This window comes from Actinomadura viridis, from assembly GCF_015751755.1.
Lineage (GTDB): Bacteria > Actinomycetota > Actinomycetes > Streptosporangiales > Streptosporangiaceae > Spirillospora > Spirillospora viridis.
Map to the genome: position 1 here is coordinate 5,254,914 of NZ_JADOUA010000001.1, position 16,202 is coordinate 5,271,115.

Annotated in this window: 15 protein-coding genes; 6 read left to right on the forward strand and 9 right to left on the reverse strand. The window is 74.3% G+C overall.

Features of this window, described 5'->3' with window-relative positions; translation table 11 throughout:
- Positions 1–9: 9 nt before the first annotated feature.
- Both IW256_RS24010 and IW256_RS24015 read left to right on the forward strand, forming a co-directional pair.
- Positions 10–1,128, forward strand: coding sequence for an alpha/beta hydrolase family protein (locus IW256_RS24010; RefSeq protein ID WP_197013123.1), 1,119 nt, complete (start codon positions 10–12; stop codon positions 1,126–1,128).
- Position 1,129: 1 nt separating this feature from the next.
- Positions 1,130–3,538 carry a GMC oxidoreductase gene (locus IW256_RS24015; RefSeq protein WP_197013124.1) on the forward strand — a complete coding sequence of 803 codons (2,409 nt, stop codon included), beginning with the start codon at positions 1,130–1,132 and terminating at the stop codon, positions 3,536–3,538.
- A gap of 117 nt (positions 3,539–3,655) precedes the next feature.
- On the opposite strand, the gene IW256_RS24020 is transcribed toward IW256_RS24015, so the two are convergent.
- From IW256_RS24020 to IW256_RS24035, 4 genes are all read right to left on the reverse strand, one after another.
- Complete coding sequence (locus IW256_RS24020) at positions 3,656–4,552, reverse strand: DUF4429 domain-containing protein (RefSeq protein ID WP_197013125.1); 897 nt, start codon at positions 4,550–4,552, stop codon at positions 3,656–3,658.
- A 61-nt stretch (positions 4,553–4,613) separates the two neighbouring features.
- Positions 4,614–5,237 (reverse strand): hypothetical protein, encoded by a 624-nt coding sequence (locus IW256_RS24025; protein WP_197013126.1) that lies wholly within the window; start codon positions 5,235–5,237, stop codon positions 4,614–4,616.
- 154 nt (positions 5,238–5,391) lie between these two features.
- Positions 5,392–5,820, reverse strand: coding sequence for a PPOX class F420-dependent oxidoreductase (locus IW256_RS24030; protein ID WP_197013127.1), 429 nt, complete (start codon positions 5,818–5,820; stop codon positions 5,392–5,394).
- A 148-nt stretch (positions 5,821–5,968) separates the two neighbouring features.
- Positions 5,969–6,670: a nucleotidyl cyclase domain-containing protein gene (locus IW256_RS24035; RefSeq protein ID WP_197013128.1), complete on the reverse strand. Its 702-nt coding sequence runs from the start codon at positions 6,668–6,670 to the stop codon at positions 5,969–5,971.
- Positions 6,671–6,984: 314 nt separating this feature from the next.
- Between IW256_RS24035 and IW256_RS24040 the strand changes: the two genes are divergently transcribed.
- Positions 6,985–7,701 carry a hypothetical protein gene (locus IW256_RS24040; RefSeq protein ID WP_197013129.1) on the forward strand — a complete coding sequence of 239 codons (717 nt, stop codon included), beginning with the start codon at positions 6,985–6,987 and terminating at the stop codon, positions 7,699–7,701.
- A gap of 91 nt (positions 7,702–7,792) precedes the next feature.
- On the opposite strand, the gene IW256_RS24045 is transcribed toward IW256_RS24040, so the two are convergent.
- Both IW256_RS24045 and IW256_RS24050 read right to left on the reverse strand, forming a co-directional pair.
- Positions 7,793–8,677, reverse strand: a complete 885-nt coding sequence (locus IW256_RS24045) for an ABC transporter permease (RefSeq protein WP_197013130.1) — start codon at positions 8,675–8,677, stop codon at positions 7,793–7,795.
- Positions 8,674–9,702 carry an ATP-binding cassette domain-containing protein gene (locus tag IW256_RS24050; protein WP_197013131.1) on the reverse strand — a complete coding sequence of 343 codons (1,029 nt, stop codon included), beginning with the start codon at positions 9,700–9,702 and terminating at the stop codon, positions 8,674–8,676. Before IW256_RS24050 ends, IW256_RS24045 begins: the two co-directional genes overlap by 4 nt.
- A gap of 109 nt (positions 9,703–9,811) precedes the next feature.
- Between IW256_RS24050 and IW256_RS24055 the strand changes: the two genes are divergently transcribed.
- Positions 9,812–10,663 (forward strand): TetR/AcrR family transcriptional regulator, encoded by an 852-nt coding sequence (locus tag IW256_RS24055; protein WP_197013132.1) that lies wholly within the window; start codon positions 9,812–9,814, stop codon positions 10,661–10,663.
- A gap of 39 nt (positions 10,664–10,702) precedes the next feature.
- Here the strand turns inward: IW256_RS24055 and hrpB are convergent, their stop codons facing one another.
- Complete coding sequence (gene hrpB, locus IW256_RS24060; RefSeq protein WP_197013133.1) at positions 10,703–13,312, reverse strand: ATP-dependent helicase HrpB; 2,610 nt, start codon at positions 13,310–13,312, stop codon at positions 10,703–10,705.
- Between the two features lie 462 nt (positions 13,313–13,774).
- On the opposite strand from hrpB, the gene IW256_RS24065 reads away from it, so the two are divergent.
- The gene (locus tag IW256_RS24065) at positions 13,775–14,407 is read left to right on the forward strand and encodes a nuclease-related domain-containing protein (protein WP_307829025.1); all 633 of its coding nucleotides are present in this window, start codon (positions 13,775–13,777) and stop codon (positions 14,405–14,407) included.
- Between the two features lie 171 nt (positions 14,408–14,578).
- Here the strand turns inward: IW256_RS24065 and IW256_RS24070 are convergent, their stop codons facing one another.
- Both IW256_RS24070 and IW256_RS24075 read right to left on the reverse strand, forming a co-directional pair.
- The gene (locus IW256_RS24070; protein ID WP_197013134.1) at positions 14,579–15,019 is read right to left on the reverse strand and encodes a hypothetical protein; all 441 of its coding nucleotides are present in this window, start codon (positions 15,017–15,019) and stop codon (positions 14,579–14,581) included.
- A complete protein-coding gene (locus IW256_RS24075) occupies positions 15,012–15,377 on the reverse strand; it encodes a hypothetical protein (RefSeq protein ID WP_197013135.1) in 366 nt (121 codons plus the stop codon). The genes IW256_RS24070 and IW256_RS24075 overlap by 8 nt, the downstream gene beginning before the upstream one ends.
- A 61-nt stretch (positions 15,378–15,438) precedes the next feature.
- Here IW256_RS24075 and IW256_RS24080 point away from each other — a divergent pair, with 61 nt between their 5' ends.
- Positions 15,439–16,149 (forward strand): histidine phosphatase family protein, encoded by a 711-nt coding sequence (locus tag IW256_RS24080; protein WP_197013136.1) that lies wholly within the window; start codon positions 15,439–15,441, stop codon positions 16,147–16,149.
- Positions 16,150–16,202: the final 53 nt, after the last annotated feature.

Below are 16,202 nucleotides of genomic sequence, written 5' to 3' on the forward strand. Positions count from 1 at the left end.
GGGCGAGAAATGCCACGCCAGATCCGACGCTTCTCGGGAGAGGGCGTCACGGACGCCGAGGTGTCGCTGCATCCGTTCACGACCGAGGACGACCTGCTGCTGACGCTGTCGCGCTTCCACCGCGAGGACTGCGACGACGTCGTCCTGCTCATGCACGGCCTCACCTCCGCCAGCGATCTGTTCGTCATGCCCGAGATCCGCAACATGGTGAGCCATCTCCTGGACAACGGCTTCGGCGACGTGTGGGCGCTCGACTTCCGGATGAGCAACCGCTTCCCCTACAACACCGGCACCCGCCGCTTCTCCCTGGACGACATCGCGCTGTTCGACTACCCGGCCGCGATGCGCGAGCTGCGCCGCCACATCGGCGACCGCCGCGTGCACGTCTTCGCCCACTGCCTGGGCGCCCTGTCGTTCAGCATGAGCCTGTTCGGCGGCGCGGTCGAGGACGACCTGGCCAGCCTGGTGGTCAACAGCGTCTCGCTCACCCCGCGGGTGCCCGCCTGGTCCAAGGTCAAGATGGCGGTCGGGCCCGACTTCGCCGACTACGTCCTGGGTTCCCCCTACATCGACCCCCGGTTCATGCAGGCGCCCAAGCTCAGCGGCCGGTGGCTGATGGCCAAGGCCATCTCCGCCTTCCACCCCGAGTGCAAGGAGTCGGCCTGCCACATGCAGAGCTTCATGTGGGCCAGCGGCCGTCCCGGCTTCTTCATGCACGAGAACCTCGCGCCCGAGACCCACGCGCACGACCGGCTCGCCGATCTCAACGGCGCCTCGACCGTCCACTACTACCGGCACATCCGCAAGATGGTGAAGGCCGGCAGGGCGGTGCGCTTCGACCCGCGCGACCCCCGGCTGAAGGCGCTGCCGACCGACTTCCTGGCCCGCGCCGCCGAGATCACCACGCCGATCCTGTTCACCACCGGCGACCACAACCGGATCTTCACCGACTCCAACGTGGTGTGCCACGCGCTGCTGTCCAGGATCGTCCCGGGCCGGCACGAGCTGGAGATCCTGCCGGGCTACGGCCACATCGACCCGATCCTCGGCAAGAACGCCCACCGGGACGTCTACCCGAGGATCGTCGCGCACTTCCAGAAGCACAGCACCGACCGAAGGGCCGCCTGAGATGACCGAGGACGTGGCCACCGAGCACGTCGACGCCGTCGTCGTCGGCTCGGGGTTCGGCGGCTCGGTCGCCGCCTACCGCCTCGCCGAGGCGGGGCGGTCGGTGGTCCTGCTGGAGCGCGGCCGGCCGTACCCGCCCGGCTCCTTCCCCCGCTCGCCCTCGCAGATGGGCCGGGCGTTCTGGGACCCGGCCGCCGGCCTGTACGGCATGTTCGACGTGTGGCGTTTCAAGGGGTGCGACTCGGTCGTGTCCGCCGGTCTGGGCGGCGGCTCCCTCATCTACGCCAACGTCCTGCTCCGTAAGGACGAGCGCTGGTTCGTCAACGACGGCCCCGACGGTGAGTACGAGCCCTGGCCGGTGTCCCGGGCCGACCTCGACCCCTACTACGAGCGGGTCGAGGAGATGATGGGCGTCACCCCCTACCCCCTGGGCCGGGCGCCGTTCGACGACACCCCCAAGACCCACGCGATGCAGGACGCCGCCGCCGAGCTGGGGCTCAACTGGTCGCTGGCGCCGCTGGCGGTCAGCTTCGCCTCCGAACGGGGCGCCGACCCCGGGGTGGGCCTGCCCATCGCCGACCCCGGCTACGGCAACCTGCACGGCGTCTCCCGGCGCACGTGCCGCCTGTGCGGCGAGTGCGACATCGGCTGCAACGACGGCTCCAAGAACTCCCTGGACCACAACTACCTGTCGGCGGCCCGGCACCACGGCGCGGACCTGCGCACCTCGCACGAGGTGAAGCGGATCCGCCCGCGTCCGGGCGGCGGGTACGAGGTCGACTACGTCCACCACGACGTCGAGCGGAAGGCGGGCAAGGGCCCGGTCCGCACCATCACCTGCGACCGGCTGATCCTGGGCGCGGGCACCTACGGCACGACGTACCTGCTGCTGAAGTCGCGCCGGGACCTCCCCGGCCTGAGCCCGGCCCTGGGCTCCCGGTTCAGCGGCAACGGCGACCTGCTGACCTTCCTGCTGAAGGCCAGGGACCGTGACCGGGTCCGTCCGCTGGACGCCAGCCGCGGCCCGGTCATCACCAGCACGATCCGGCTGCCGGACGAGCTGGACGGCCACCCGGGGGCGGGGCGCGGCGCCTACATCCAGGACGGCGGCTACCCGGCGTTCGTCGACTGGATGGTGCAGCCGTTCGACCTGGCCGACCAGATCGACCGGGCGGTGAAGTTCCTGTGGGCCCGGTTCACCGAGTTCTTCTCCGGCGCGCCCGACACCAACCTGTCCAAGGAGCTGGCCGACCTCATCGGCGACGGGGCGCTGTCGGTGAGTTCGCTGCCGCTGCTGGGCATGGGCCGCGACACCGCGGACGGGCGGCTGATGCTCAAGGACGAGCGTCTGACCGCCGACTGGACCGCCGAGTCGAGCGCGGCGCTCTTCGACCGGCTGCGGACGACGATGCAGGGCATCGCCGACGTGCTGGGCGCGGAGTACGCCGACAATCCGATGTGGTTCCGCAAGCGCGTGATCACGGTCCATCCGCTGGGTGGGGCCCCCATGGGCCACCACCCGGTCGAGGGCGTCTGCGACGCCTTCGGTGAGGTGTTCGGGTTCCCCGGTCTCTTCATCGCCGACGGGGCGGCGATGCCGGGGCCGGTGGGCCCGAACCCCTCGCTCACCATCGCCGCGCTGGCCGACCGCATGGCCACGCGGATCCTGGAGGGTGAGTCCCGCCCCGCCGTTACGGGGGCCGAGCCGGTCGCGGGGACCGGCTCGCCCGGCGGGGCGGTGAACGGCACGGCGTACGGTCCGGGTACGGGAGGCCTTCCGGAGACCAGGGGACCGTCCCCGGAAGGCTCCGGCCGTACGTCGCTGTCGTTCACCGAGGAGATGAAGGGGTTCATCACCTACGGGACGTCCGATCCGCGGGCGGGCGAGCAGGGTGAGGGCCGCGAGCGGTTCTCGTTCCGGCTCACCATCACCGCCGACGACGTGGATCGCTTCCTGGCCGAGCCCGAGCACACCGCTCGGGCCGAGGGGTGGGTGGACGCCGCCGGTCACGGGGGCCGGCGGCCCGTCCAGCGGGGCTGGTTCAACCTCTTCGCGCCGGGGGGCGCGGAGGATCGCCGCCTGATGAGGTACCGCCTGCACTTCGCCGACGGCGAGGGCCGGCCCCGCACCCTCACCGGCCAGAAGAACGTCCTGCACGGCCCGCCCACCCGGATCTGGCCGGACACCTCGACGCTCTACGTGCACCTACTGGAGGGGCACGTGGACGAGGGCGGCGACGAGGGCGTGCCGGTCCTGGCCTCGGGCGTGCTGCACATCCAGCTGACCGACTTCGCCCGCCAGCTCACGACCTTCCGTACGGCGGGCCCCGGCGGCGCCGCGGCCCTGGTTTCCTTCGGCCGCTTCTTCGCCGGTGAACTGTGGGAGGTCTACGGCCCCGACCTCGACTGAGCGGGGCCACCGGAACGTGCGGGCGGAGAGAACTGCGGGGTGCTCTCCGCCCGCACCTTTGTCCGCGTCCCGCCCTCCTGGCGCCCGGGCTGCCGCGGCCGGCTGCCGCGGCCCGGGTCACATTCCGAGGAGGGTGCGCTTGGCGGCGGAGAACTCCTCGTCGGTGAGCACGCCCTCCCGGTGCAGCTCGCCGAGTTCGCGCAGCCTGCGGAGCATGGCGTCGGGGTCGGCGCCGGAGAAGGCGGCGGGTGCGGGTCCGCCGGCGTTCCCGGCGTTCCCGTCTGGCGCGGCGGGAGCGAGTTCCGCCGGGGCGTAGGGGTGCGGGAGCCGGGCGGTGACGGCGGCGGCGACCAGGGCCGTGCTGCCTCCCTCGCGCTGGACGCCCCAGGACAGGGCGCGGGGGTCCGCGTCGGGTGAACGGTCCGGCACGGGGGTGCGGAGCCTGAAGCGCAGGTAGCCGTACTCCATGCTCCCTTGGCGACCGGCCCATTCCACGCCCAGCATGTCCTTCAGCTCGAACGTCTGCGTGCCCGCGGCGGACTTGGCCCCGCTGGCGAGCCAGTTCCATTCGAGGCGGACGCGTTCGCCGTCGAAGGAGACGGTGCCGTCCCCCGCGCCGGCCGTGAGAGGCACTCCGGGGCCCGGCATCAGGTAGCGGTCGCAGGGGCCCTCGGGGACCTCCCAGATCTGCAGGGAGTTGCGCACCTCGTCGACGAAGAACCCGGCGGCCCCGGTGCGGTCGTCGCTCACGGCGAGCCGGTAGGGGTCGGCCGGTACGGGCAGGGCGCCGGCGACGGCCTGGGTGAACGGGTCGGCGCCGTCGCGCAGCCGCAGCCGCAGCCGCCCGCCCTTGCGTCCGGGCTCGTAGGCCACGCCCCGGACGCCCTGGAGCGGGACCACCAGTTCGCCGAGCGCCTTGCGCAGCCGGTGCACGGAACGATCATGTCCGGGCACGATCCGCACGACCTCGCCGTCGAACGTCCAGGTCCCGTCCCGGGAGATCACTTCCGCCATAGCTGGATGGTAGAGGGTCGGCCGGGGGGCCGGTCCGCCCCCGCGGGGCCGCCCCCGGCCGTCACGCGGAGGCGGCGGGGCGGCGTCCCCAGCGGGTCCGGCCCCAGGGCTTGAAGACCGACAGCGCGGTCATCCCGATGTAGCAGGTCAGGGACACCAGGGGTGCGGCGAGCAGGCCCACCCCGGCCTCGCCCGGGCTGGGCGGGTCGGCCAGGACCCCGGCCGCCGCCTCGTGCAGCCCGTCGCGCAACGCGAAGATCGTGAGCGTCGCCGTGATGATCGTGACCACCAGCTTGGTCAGCACCCAGCGGTACCGGACCAGTCCCCAGGGGGTCCCGATCCCCAGGAGGACCCCGGTGGCCAGGGCGAGCAGGCTCGCGGGGACCAGCAGCGTGTCGCCGATCATGTTCATCGACAGGTAGGCGGTGCGCCGGGTGACGGGGTCGTCGCTGACGAAGCCGGTGACGCTGAGCATGAGCAGTCCGATGTCCAGGCCGAGCCAGGTCATGGAGGTGATCACGTGCAGGAGCAGGACGGTCTTGCGAGTGCGCGGCGAGAACCGGGACCGGGCCGCGCGGCGGGTCGTGCGGCGGGCCGCGGGCGGTGGCGCCGCCGGTACCGGCGGCTCCGGTGATCTCTCGGGTGCCCTCTCGGATGTCCGGGGTGTCGTCGGTGTCGTTCCCATGACGCCGACGGTGCCGGTACGGTCGCCCGCCGCGCATCGCGTCCGCGGCGGTTCCCGCCGTACGCCGGGGGTGGTAGCGGCCCGGTGGGAGCTACCACCCCCGGTGTAGGAGGCGGCCTCAAGGGTGCGGCCGCCTCAGGTGCGGCTGCCTGAGTCAGGGGTGCGGCTGCCCGTAGACGCGGTGGACGTGCAGCCGCAGGACCACGCGCCGGTCGGCGACCATCGCGCGCCGGTAGTCGTCCCAGTCGGGGTGCTCGCCCTGGACGGCCCGGTAGACATCGATCAGTTCCTCGACCGCGGCGTCGCCGGGGTCGGCCGCGACGTCCGACAGTTCGGCGTCGCCCTCGGCGACCGTCCAGGCCCAGCCGTCGGGCGAGCTGATGTGCAGGCTGGCCCGGGGGTCGCGGCGCAGGTTGCGGGCCTTGGCCCGGTCGTCGGTGATCGAGATCCGGATCAGCCGGCGGGGCTCGTCGAAGTGGTAGTTGATCGTGGAGAGCTGGGGCCGCCCGTCCCGCTTGAGCGTCGCCAGCACGCCCTGGTCGCGTTCGCTCAGCAGCGCCATCAGTTCCGCCTCGTCCGCCATCAGCGTCTCCCTCGTCGCCGTGGACCGCATGCCGCCGTGCCGCCATGCGTGATCATCCAGAGGGCACAACCATGCCCCGGCCGTCCCCCTTCCCGATCCGGCCGGGGATTCCCCTCGCGGGCGAGAGGGCGCGATGCCCGGTGCGCCCTCAGGCCCGCTGCGGCGTGACCAGCCGCGCGAAGTCCAGGACCCGTGCGCCGCTGATCGGCGGGGCCGGGCTGTGCCCGCCAGGCCCGTCGCGCTCTCCCCGTCCCGCGGCGCCCCGGCTCGCGGCCTCGCCGGTGAGCATGTGGCCGCGGAACACGGCGCCCTTGGCGCTGACCTTGATGGGCTGGAACGCCGCCGGCGGCAGCGCGCAGAACCCGGTCTGCACCACGTCGCCGTACAGCGACTCCGAGACCACGTAGGCCACGTCGCGGTCGGGATCGTCGGCCAGCAGCCGTCGCAGCGGCGCCGAGTCGAGGAGCCGCTGCACCACGATCGGCGCGTCGCCCGCCGGGCCGAACGGGCCCGCGGTCATCGTGCCGTGGTGCAGCGCCAGCCGTACCCGCAGCGCCGGGCCGCCGTCCCGGTCGCGGTTGAGCCCGCGCAGTTCGGCGGCCAGGGTGATGACGAAGTCGCCGGCCACGGGTGCCGGGTCGACGTCCTCGGGGAGGGTGGCCAGTTCCCCGTCGCCACCGACCTGTTTGTCCCAGCCGGCGCGTTCGAGCCCGACGGCCCGTGCGGCCCGGTCGAGCGCCCGGGTCAGCAGGTGCTGGGCCTGGAGTTGCTCGCGCGTGTCCCGTTTGCTGTACCCCTGGATATCTACGGCCAGAAGCAGCCGGTAGACCAGCAGTCCGTTCCCGTTCACTTCCGATCGCCTCTCGGTCCTCCGAGCGAATCGGGCCGGTTGCCCTCATCCGCTCCAACGATGGGAGTGGGTGTTCGCCTCATGCGGAGAACCGTCGCGATGGTCTCGGGCGCACCCCTTCCTGTGTCGTCTGATGCCGCTGCACGCTCCTTGGACGTCGTAGCGCGGCACCCCGGGCGCAAAGGTAAGGGAAAGGTAGCGAACTAGTTAGTCCCAATCGTGAACAAGCCGGTCAAACGGAGCGCCCGGCTCCCGAGGCATGCGAGCCGGTGGCCACCGTCAGCCCGCCGCCGCGGGTCGCCTAACCTGGACCGGTGACCGTCCCCCGATCCGGTGTTCCCGCCTCCCGGCGGCCCCGGCTGACGCTGCCCGGCCTGCGCGAGGTGTACGAGGCGTACGCGCGGGCGGCCGAGGAGCTGCCCGCCCTGCCCGGCGCGCTGCAGGCGGAGGTGTGGACCTCCGCCCAGCTCGGCGCGCTGGAGTCGGCCGCGCCGCACGCCGAGGGCCGGCGGGCCGCGCTCGGCGACCTGATCACCACGTTGCGGGCCGCGGGCACTCCCGGCGCGCACACGTTCCTGCGGGTGCTGGCGGCGATCGGCCCGGCCGGGGCCCGCCGGGCCGCGCACCGCGCGGCGGGCGAGCTGGACGGCCTGCCCGAACCGCCCTGGGCGGGCGCGCTGGGCGCGGTCACCCCGGGCCAGGTGTGGCTGATCCAGGAGGGGCCGCTGGACGGCGACCGGCTGGTGTGCGAGTTCCGGTACGAGGGCGGCGCCGAACTGCACGCGGTGGCCGTGCGGCTGTCGTACGGGGACGCGCCCCGCGAGGTCGTCGTGGTCGGGGACGTGCGCGCGCTGATGGCCGCCGCCCGGCAGGCGATGCAGGCCGAGCTGTGCGTGGTGCAGCCCTACGACCCGGCGGCCGTGGGGGCCCGCCTCCGCGCCGCGCTCGACGGCGCGGAGACCTTCCCCGAGGACTGCTACCCGGCGCTGGCGCTCGCCCGGCACCGGGTGGCCCTCCTGCCCGGCGCCTGACGCCCCGGCCCGCCCGGTCCGCCCGCCCCGCCCGGCGCCGGGCGGGGCCCTGGACCGGGCGGGCTTCGGCGCCGCGGGCGGGACGGGACGTTCAGCGGCCCATGGCCCGGTAGCGGCGCACCGACAGCGGCAGGAACACCGCCGCGATCAGCAGCGGCCACACCACCGCCATCGTCGTGGCGTGCTCGGCCGCCCAGGAGCCGCCGGCCGCGGCGCCGGGGCCCCCGAACAGCTCGCGGCAGGCCGTGACGGTCGCCGACATCGGGTTCCATTCGGCGATCGCGCCCAGCCAGCCGGGCATGGTGGCGGGGGCGATCAGGGCGCTGGACAGGAAGCCGACCGGCCACACCAGGATCTGCACGGCCACGATCGCCTCCGGCCCGCCGGCGACCAGTCCCAGGTAGACGCCCACCCACAGCAGCGCGAAGCGCCACAGCAGCAGCAGGCCCAGCGCCGCCAGGGCGCGGCCGGGCCCCTCGTGCCAGCGCCAGCCGATCAGCAGGCCGCAGGCGACCATGACGGCCAGCCCGGCCACCGAGTGCAGCATGTCGGCGGCGCCGCGTCCCACGACCACCGCCGAGGAGGACATCGGCATGGACCGGAACCGGTCGGTCACGCCCTTGGCGGCGTCGCCGGCGATGGCGGCGAAGGTGGTCTCGATGCCGAAGAGCATCGTCATCGCGAACATGCCGGGGACGATGAACTCGCGGTAGGTCCCGCCGCCCGGGACGTCCATCTGGCCGCCGAACAGGTAGCCCATCATGAGCACGACCATCACCGGGAAGAGCAGGCCGAGGAGGACCTCGCCGGGGCGGCGCGTCCAGTGGGCCAGGGCGCGCCCGGTGAGCGTGGCGCCGTCGGTGAAGACCCAGCGGAGCCTGTGCGCGCCGGTCGGGGTCAGGGCGGGGTTGGTCGCCGGGTTGAGTGCCGGGTCCGGGGATCCGGACGGGCGGGTGCGGGTGACGCCGGTGGTCATGCCAGGGCCTTCCTCTCGGTCTCGCCGGCGGGCCTCCGGGCGGGGCCGGCCCCGCCCGGACCGGTCTCGCCGGCGTCGTCCTCGGCCGGCCGCCGGCCGGTGAGGTGCAGGAACACCTCGTCCAGCGTGGGGCGGCGCAGCCCGATGTCGGCGACGGCCAGGCCCGCCTCGTCCAGGGCCCGCACCGCCTCGGTGAGCGCGCCCACCCGGTCCGTCACGGCGGCGCCGACGCGCAGCGCGTCGGGGTCGCACTCGGGCTCGCCGCCCGCGACCCGCGCGACGATCTGGGTGGCGCGGGGCAGGTCGGCGGCCTCGCGGACGACCACGTCGAGCCGGTCCCCGCCCAGCTCGGACTTGAGCCGCTCGGGGGTGCCGCCGGCGATGACCCGGCCGTGGTCGATCACCGAGACGCCGTCGGCGAGCCGGTCGGCCTCGTCCAGGTACTGGGTGGTGAGCAGGACCGTGGTGCCCCCGTCCACCAGGGCGCGGACCTCCTCCCACATCTCGATGCGGCTGCGCGGGTCCAGGCCGGTGGTGGGCTCGTCCAGGAACAGCACCGGCGGGGCCAGGATCATGCTCGCGGCCAGGTCGAGGCGGCGCCGCATGCCGCCGGAGTACCGGCCGACGGGGCGGTCCCCGGCGTCGCCGAGCCGGAAGCGTTCGAGCAGCTCGTCGGCCCGCCGCCGCGCGGTACGGGCGTCCAGGTGGTAGAGCCTCCCGAACATCACCAGGTTGCGCCGCCCGTCGAGCACCTCGTCCACGGCCGCGTGCTGCCCGACCAGGCCGATCCTGGACCGCACCTGGACGGCCTCGGTGGCCACGTCGTGCCCCGCCACCCTGGCCCGGCCTTCGCTCGGCCTGGTCAGGGTGGTGAGGATGCGCACGGCCGTGGTCTTGCCCGCGCCGTTGGGCCCGAGCAGGCCGTGCACGGTCCCGGCGGGCACCGTCAGGTCGATCCCGTCCAGGGCCTTGGTTCCGCCGTAGCGTTTGCGCAGCCCCTCGGCCACGATCGCCGGTCCGTCCATCCGCCGCTCCAAACTCTGTACGTCGTACGAAATAAGTCGCGGCAACTATAACGTACGTCGTACAGAGTTTTGTTCCGCGCGCTCCGGCGATCTCTGCCAGGATGGAAGGGTGACGACCGAGCACAGCGGGGCGGGCGACCCCGGGCGCACCCTCGAACTGCTCTGGGGCGTTCAGGGGCGCCCGCGGCGGGGGCCCCGGCCCCGGCTGACGGTCGAGGAGATCGTGCGCGCGGCGACCGCGCTCGCCGACGCCGAGGGGCTGGACGCGCTGTCCATGCGCCGCATCGCCGAACGGCTCGGCGTGGCCCCCATGTCCATCTACACCTACGTGCCCGGCAAGTCCGAGCTGATCGATCTCATGCTGGACCGCGCGTACGGCGAGCTGACCCCGCCCCCCGAGAGCACGGCCGGGGAGGGCACGGCCCGGGACCGGGACCGGGACCGGGACCGGGACGAGGGCACGGACGATGCCTCGGGCGAGGGCGGGCAGGGCCGGCCGCCCGGATGGCGGCGGCGGCTGGAGCACATCGCCCGCGAGAACTGGGCGCTGTTCCACCGGCACCCCTGGATGCTCCAGGTGGTGACCGCGCGCCCCCCGATGGGCCCCAACCTCCTCGGCAAGTACGAGTACGAGCTGCGCGCCGTCGACGGGCTCGGCCTCAGCGACCTGGAGATGGACTCGGTGGTCGCGCTCGTGAACGGGTTCGCCGAGAGCTCCGCGCGGGTGTCGGTCCACGCCGCCCAGGCCGAGCAGCGCACCGGCATGAACGACGAGGAGTGGTGGAGGGCCACCGCCCCGGTCCTGGAGAAGCTGATCGACCTTGAGCGCTACCCCCTGGGCAGCCGGGTCGGCACGGTCGCCGGCCGGGAGCACGGGGGCGCGGTCGGCCCCGGCCACGCCTTCGAGTTCGGGTTGCGGCGCGTGCTCGACGGCATCGAGGTCCTCATCCGCTCCCGCTGAACGCGCCCCGCCCCGCGCGCGAGCCCGCCCGGCTCCCGATCAGCGGCGGGGGTTGGCGCGCCGGGTGGCGGCGGCGCGGGCGGGGTCCTCCGGCCACGGGTGCCGCGGGTACCGGCCGCGCAGCTCCGCCCGTACGGCCTTGTACCCCTCACGCCAGAACGAGGCGAGGTCGGAGGTGACCGCCGCCGGCCTGCCCGCGGGCGACAGCAGGTGCACCGTCAGCGGCACGCGCCCACCGGCGAGCCGGGGCGCGGCGTCCCATCCGAACAGCTCCTGCAGCTTCACCGCCAGGACGGGCCGCTCGCCGGAGTAGTCGACCCGGACCCGCGACCCCGAGGGCACCTCGATCCGCTCGGGGGCCATGTCCTCCAGGCGGGCCGCGCACTCCCACGGCAGCAGCCCCCGCAGCGCGGCCGCCACGTCCACCCGGGCCAGGTCGGCCCGGCGGCGCGCGCCCGAGCCGGCCAGCCACCCCGCGGCGTGCTCCAGCAGCGCGGCGTCGTCCATCGCCGGCCACGGCTCGCCCAGCGCGCGGCGGCAGAACGCCAGCCGGTCGCGCAGCTCTCCCGCGGCGCGCGTCCAGTTCAGCAGGGCCAGGCCCTCGGCGCGCAGGCCCTCGGCCAGCGCGGCGCGCACCCGGACGGGGTCGGGACGGGCCGTCGGCTCGGCGGCCAGCTCGATCGCGCCGAGCCGCTCGACCGTACGCGCGACCACGTCCCCGTCCCGCCAGGCGACCTCGTCCTCGCGTGACAGCAGCGGCGCGGCGGCCTCCCGCGCGATCTCCGCGTCGATCACCACGGCCTGCCGGATCCGGGCGGAGGCCGATCCGGCGGGGCGGTCGGCGACCGCCACCGCCAGCCACGGCGGGCGGGCCGCCGCCAGGGCGGACCCCTCGGCCAGGACCGCCCCGGTGCCGGACGCCATGAGATGGCCCTGCCCCGGCCGGGCCCGCGCGACCCGTTCGGGGAACGCCAGCGCCACGACGGTGCCCGCCACCGCGTCGTCGTGCCCGCCCGCGCCGGCGAGGGGACGCGGCCGTCCCCGGCCACCGTCCGCGGACCGGCCGGTGGCGGATGCGCCGCCGGTGGCGGATTCGCCGAGCGCTCGCTGGAGGCGGCGGGCCTCCTCGCGCCACCGGGCGGCGTGGGCGTCGGCGGGCGGGCCCTCCCGGCGCAGGGCGCGCCAGGCCGCCGTCAGGTCGTCCCCGGCGGCACGGGGCGGCGGCTCCGACAGCAGCGCCACGATCTGCGCGGCGGCCCGCGCGCCGACCCGCCGGGACCCGTCGAGGAGGGCACGGGCCAGGCGCGGCTCCACGCCCATCCGTGCCAGCGCCCGCCCTCGCTCGGTGACCTCGCCGCCGGGCCCCGCCTCCAGCGCGCCGAGCGCGTGCAGGGTCGTGCGGGCGGCGCGCAGGGCCGCTTCGGGCGGCGGGTCGGGCAGCGCCAGCCCGCGCGCGTCGGGCTCTCCCCAGCAGGCGATCCGCAGGGCGAAGCCGGTCAGGTCGGCCAGCTCGATCTCGGGCCGGGGACGCGCGGGCAGCCGCTCGTGCTCGGCCTGGGTCCAGCAGCGGTAGACCGTCCCGGGCGCCTCCCGCCCGGCGCGCCCGGCACGCTGATCGGCGGTGGCCCGGGAGGCCCGTACGGTGGTCAGCGCCCCCAGCCCCCGCGCGTGGTCGGTACGCGGCTCGCGGGCCAGGCCCGAGTCCACCACCACGCGCACGCCGGGCACGGTCAGGCTCGACTCGGCCACCGAGGTGGCCAGGACCACGCGGCGGCGGTCCGCGGGGGCGAGCACGGCGTCCTGCACGGCGGCGGGCGCCTGGCCGTGCACCTGCAGCACCTCGGCGTCGACGCCGCGCAGGGCCCCGGCGACCCTGGCGATCTCCCCGGCACCGGGCAGGAAGCACAGCACGTCCCCGCCGCGTTCGGCGAGGGCGCGGCGCGCCGTCGCGGCCACATGGGCCAGGAACGCCGGGTCGACGCGCATGCCGTGCGGCGGGGGCAGCGGCCGGGCGGGCGGCGCCCACACGATCTCCACGGGGTGGGAGACCGCGTCGGTCTCCACCACCGGGGCGGGGCCCCGCCCGTCCTCCCCCGTGCCCTCGGGCCCGCCGCCCAGCAGGCGCGCCCAGGGGGCGGTGTCGGCGGTCGCGGAGGCGGCGACCAGGCGCAGCTCGGGGCGCAGGACGGCGCGTACGTCGAGCATGAAGGCCAGCGCGGTGTCGGCGTCCAGATGGCGCTCGTGGCACTCGTCCAGGATCACCGTGCCGGCGCCGTCCAGCTCGGGGTCGCCCTGGAGGCGCTGGAGCAGCACCCCGGTGGTGACGACCTCGATCAGCGTGCCGGGACGGTGCTCGCCGCGCACGGTCACGCCGACCGACCCGCCCACCCGTTCGCCCAGCAGCCAGGCCATGCGCCGCGCGGCGGCGCGGGCGGCCAGCCGGCGCGGCTCCACCACGATCACCTTGCCGTGCGGCGGCGCGGGCGGGCGCAGGTCCGGGACCAGGCCGGCCAGGGCGAGCGGGACGAAGGTCGTCTTACCGGTGCCGGGCGGCGCCGCCAGCACGGCCACGCCCCGCTCCGCCAACGCGGCGAACAGCGCGGGAACGGCGGCGCGTACGGGAAGGTCCATCCGGCGGGTGCGGTCCATCGCACCAGTGTGGCCGCCCGCGCGGCGTGGCCCGTCCCCCGCCCCGCCTTCGTCCGGGCCCGGCCGCACGGGCGCGTGTGACGAATACCACGGCCCGATTTTCCGTCGCCCCTTGCGGTGATAGTTGCACCGCGTTTTACGCCATTTTGCGTAGAACGTTCTAACGCCCACTCCGAGTAGGCATGGAGATGCTACGGCAGGCTACCGGCTCGGCAATGACTCTTTCATCGAACGTGGCCCCCGCGTACGACTTCCCTAACCCGGGGTCGCACTTTCGCAATGAGCCCTGTATCTCCATAATTAGCATCGTCACCCCGGGTGCAGGAGGTCAGGATGTTCGGCGGCTCCATCTATCTCAGAGGCAGGGAGGCCTTCACCGGCGGCTCCCCCCAGGCCGTCTATGAGGAGCTGTGGCAGCGGGACCGAAAGACGCGCCTGCGAAACCGGGCAATTCTGGCGGCAGTGACATTGTTGTTGTGCGGGGCCCTGGTGGACCCCGTTTTCGGAGTGGTGTTGGCCGTCCTCGTGGCGGCCGGAGACGCCTACTTCCACTGGCACGGTTATAACGCAGCCAAGGTGTGGCGGCGCGGGCTGCGAGGCGAGGAACGGATGGGGCGGCTGCTGCGCCATACCCTGGAGCGCCGCGGTCACCGGGTGCTCCATTCCCGCACGGTGCCCGGCCACGGCACCGCCGACCAGCTGGTGGTGGGCCCGGGGGGCATCTGGCTGGTGCACAACGACGCCTGGCACCCGGAGATGGAGATCGTCGCGCACGGCGGCAAGCTGTTCATCGACGGCCGGACCAAGTCCCGGATGGTCCGCGAGATCGCCGAGCGGGCCGCCACCGCCGGACGCCTGATCGCCGAGCGCGCCGAGATCGAGGTGAAGGTCGTCCCGGTGCTGGTGGTGCACGGCGGCAAGGTGCGCAAGGCCCCGTTCCGCGCGGACTCCATCGTCTTCGCGCCGCCGCTGAAGATGATCCGCTGGATCCGGCGCCATCCCGTGGCCGACTTCTCGCCCGAGGACATCGAGACGATCACGCGTGCCGCCGTGCACGCGCTCCCCATCGGCGGCCGGACGATGACCGCCGACTGAGAAGAGCCCAGGAGGTTGCGACGCCTGAGAGGAGGGCGCCAAGGCCAAAGGAGAGGGAGCCTCCCGCGGGGACACCCGTGAACATCAAGCGCGACCCCCAAAAAGGGTGTCCCCGCCGGAGGCGGCCTGACCTCAGGCCCCTGCACTCCCAGGCCCTCGGACCTCAGGCCCTCATGCCTCTTGCCGCGCCTGCCCCGGCCCCTGTTCCCGCGCGGTGCGGCGCAGCCAGTACAGCCCCACGACGGGCAGCACCAGGGGAATGAACAGGTAACCCTTCCCGTAGGCCGACCAGACGGTGGCGTCGGGGAAGGCGGCCCGGTCGGCCAGGCTCAGCGTCCCGACCACCAGCACGCCCGCCAGCTCGATCGACAGCGAGACGAAGGCGACCCGGCGCGACGTACGGCCGCCCAGCGCGAGCGCGACCGTGGCCAGGACGTAGACGACCGCGGCGAACGCCGACAGCGCGTAGGCCACCGGCGCCTCGGAGAACCGGGTGGCGATCTGCACGCCCGCCCGGGCCCCGGCCGCCAGCGCGAAGATCGCGTAGACCGCCACCAGCAGCCGTCCCGGACCGGTCCCCGTCGCCGCGTCCCGGGGCGTGGGCTCACGCAACGGTGCCCTCCCAGATCTGCCGCATCCGGACGATCATCACCGCGACCGACAGGCAGGCGACCACGATCACGCCCGGCCCCCAGCGGGTCCGTTCCAGCAACCCCCAGCCGGCCCCCGCCGCGGGGATCAGCGCGATGCCGACCAGGTAACCGATGAACGTGGCGGGCTCGGCCGGGCCCTCGTCCCCGGCGAGCTTGACGAAGCCCACCACGATCTGGGCGACCAGCAGCGCCTCCACCACGCCGAGCGCGCCCAGGTGCCACCAGTCCATCGGCCGGTCGCGCAGAGCGCTGACGAGGGCGTACACGGCGGCCAGCAACGACACGACGATGATCACATTCGCCAGGACGTTCGTCATAGGACTCAGAGACTACTACCGCTTGTAGAGCATGGCCGACCCCCGACGGCGACGTGGGATCATGACTGGCGTGAACGCGCTCCAGTGGCTGACCCTCATCCGGCACGGTGAAAGCACCGGCAATCTCGCCCACCAGGCGGTGCAGGGCACCGACGCGGAGGAAACGGGGATCACCGTGCGGGACCCCGACATCCCCCTCACCGACACCGGGCGCGCGCAGGCCGCCGCCCTCGGCCGCTGGCTGGCCGCGCTGCCCGAGGACGAGCGCCCGACCCGGGTCGTCAGCTCCCCGTACGTGCGGGCACTGGACACCGTGCGGATCGCCCTGGCCCAGGCCCCCTACGAGGTCGGCATCGAGGTGGACGAGCGGCTGCGCGACCGCGAGCAGGGCGTGCTGGAAGGGCTCACCCCGCTCGGCGTACGCCGCCGCCATCCGGAGGAGGCCGAGCGCCTGAACCGTCTCGGCAAGTTCTACTACCGGCCCCCCGGCGGGGAGTCCTGGGCCGACCTGGCGCTGCGGCTGCGCAGCCTCTACCGCGACCTGGAGCGGGACGCGCCCGGCGAACGCGTCCTGGTCGCGGCGCACGACGCGATCATCGTGATGACCCGTTACGTGCTGGAAGGCCTCTCCGAGCGGGAGATCCTGGAGATCGAGCGGACCCCGATCGCCAACTGCTCGGTGAGCCGCTGGAACTGGCTGGAGGGCCGGCTCAGCGCCGTCTCCTACAACGACTGCACCCACCTCACCGGAGCGAGCGCCGCCACCGCCTAGGGCTGTGTCTCGAAGTCCCGGCCCACGGCGCTCGCCTGGCGGCTCGCGCCTGA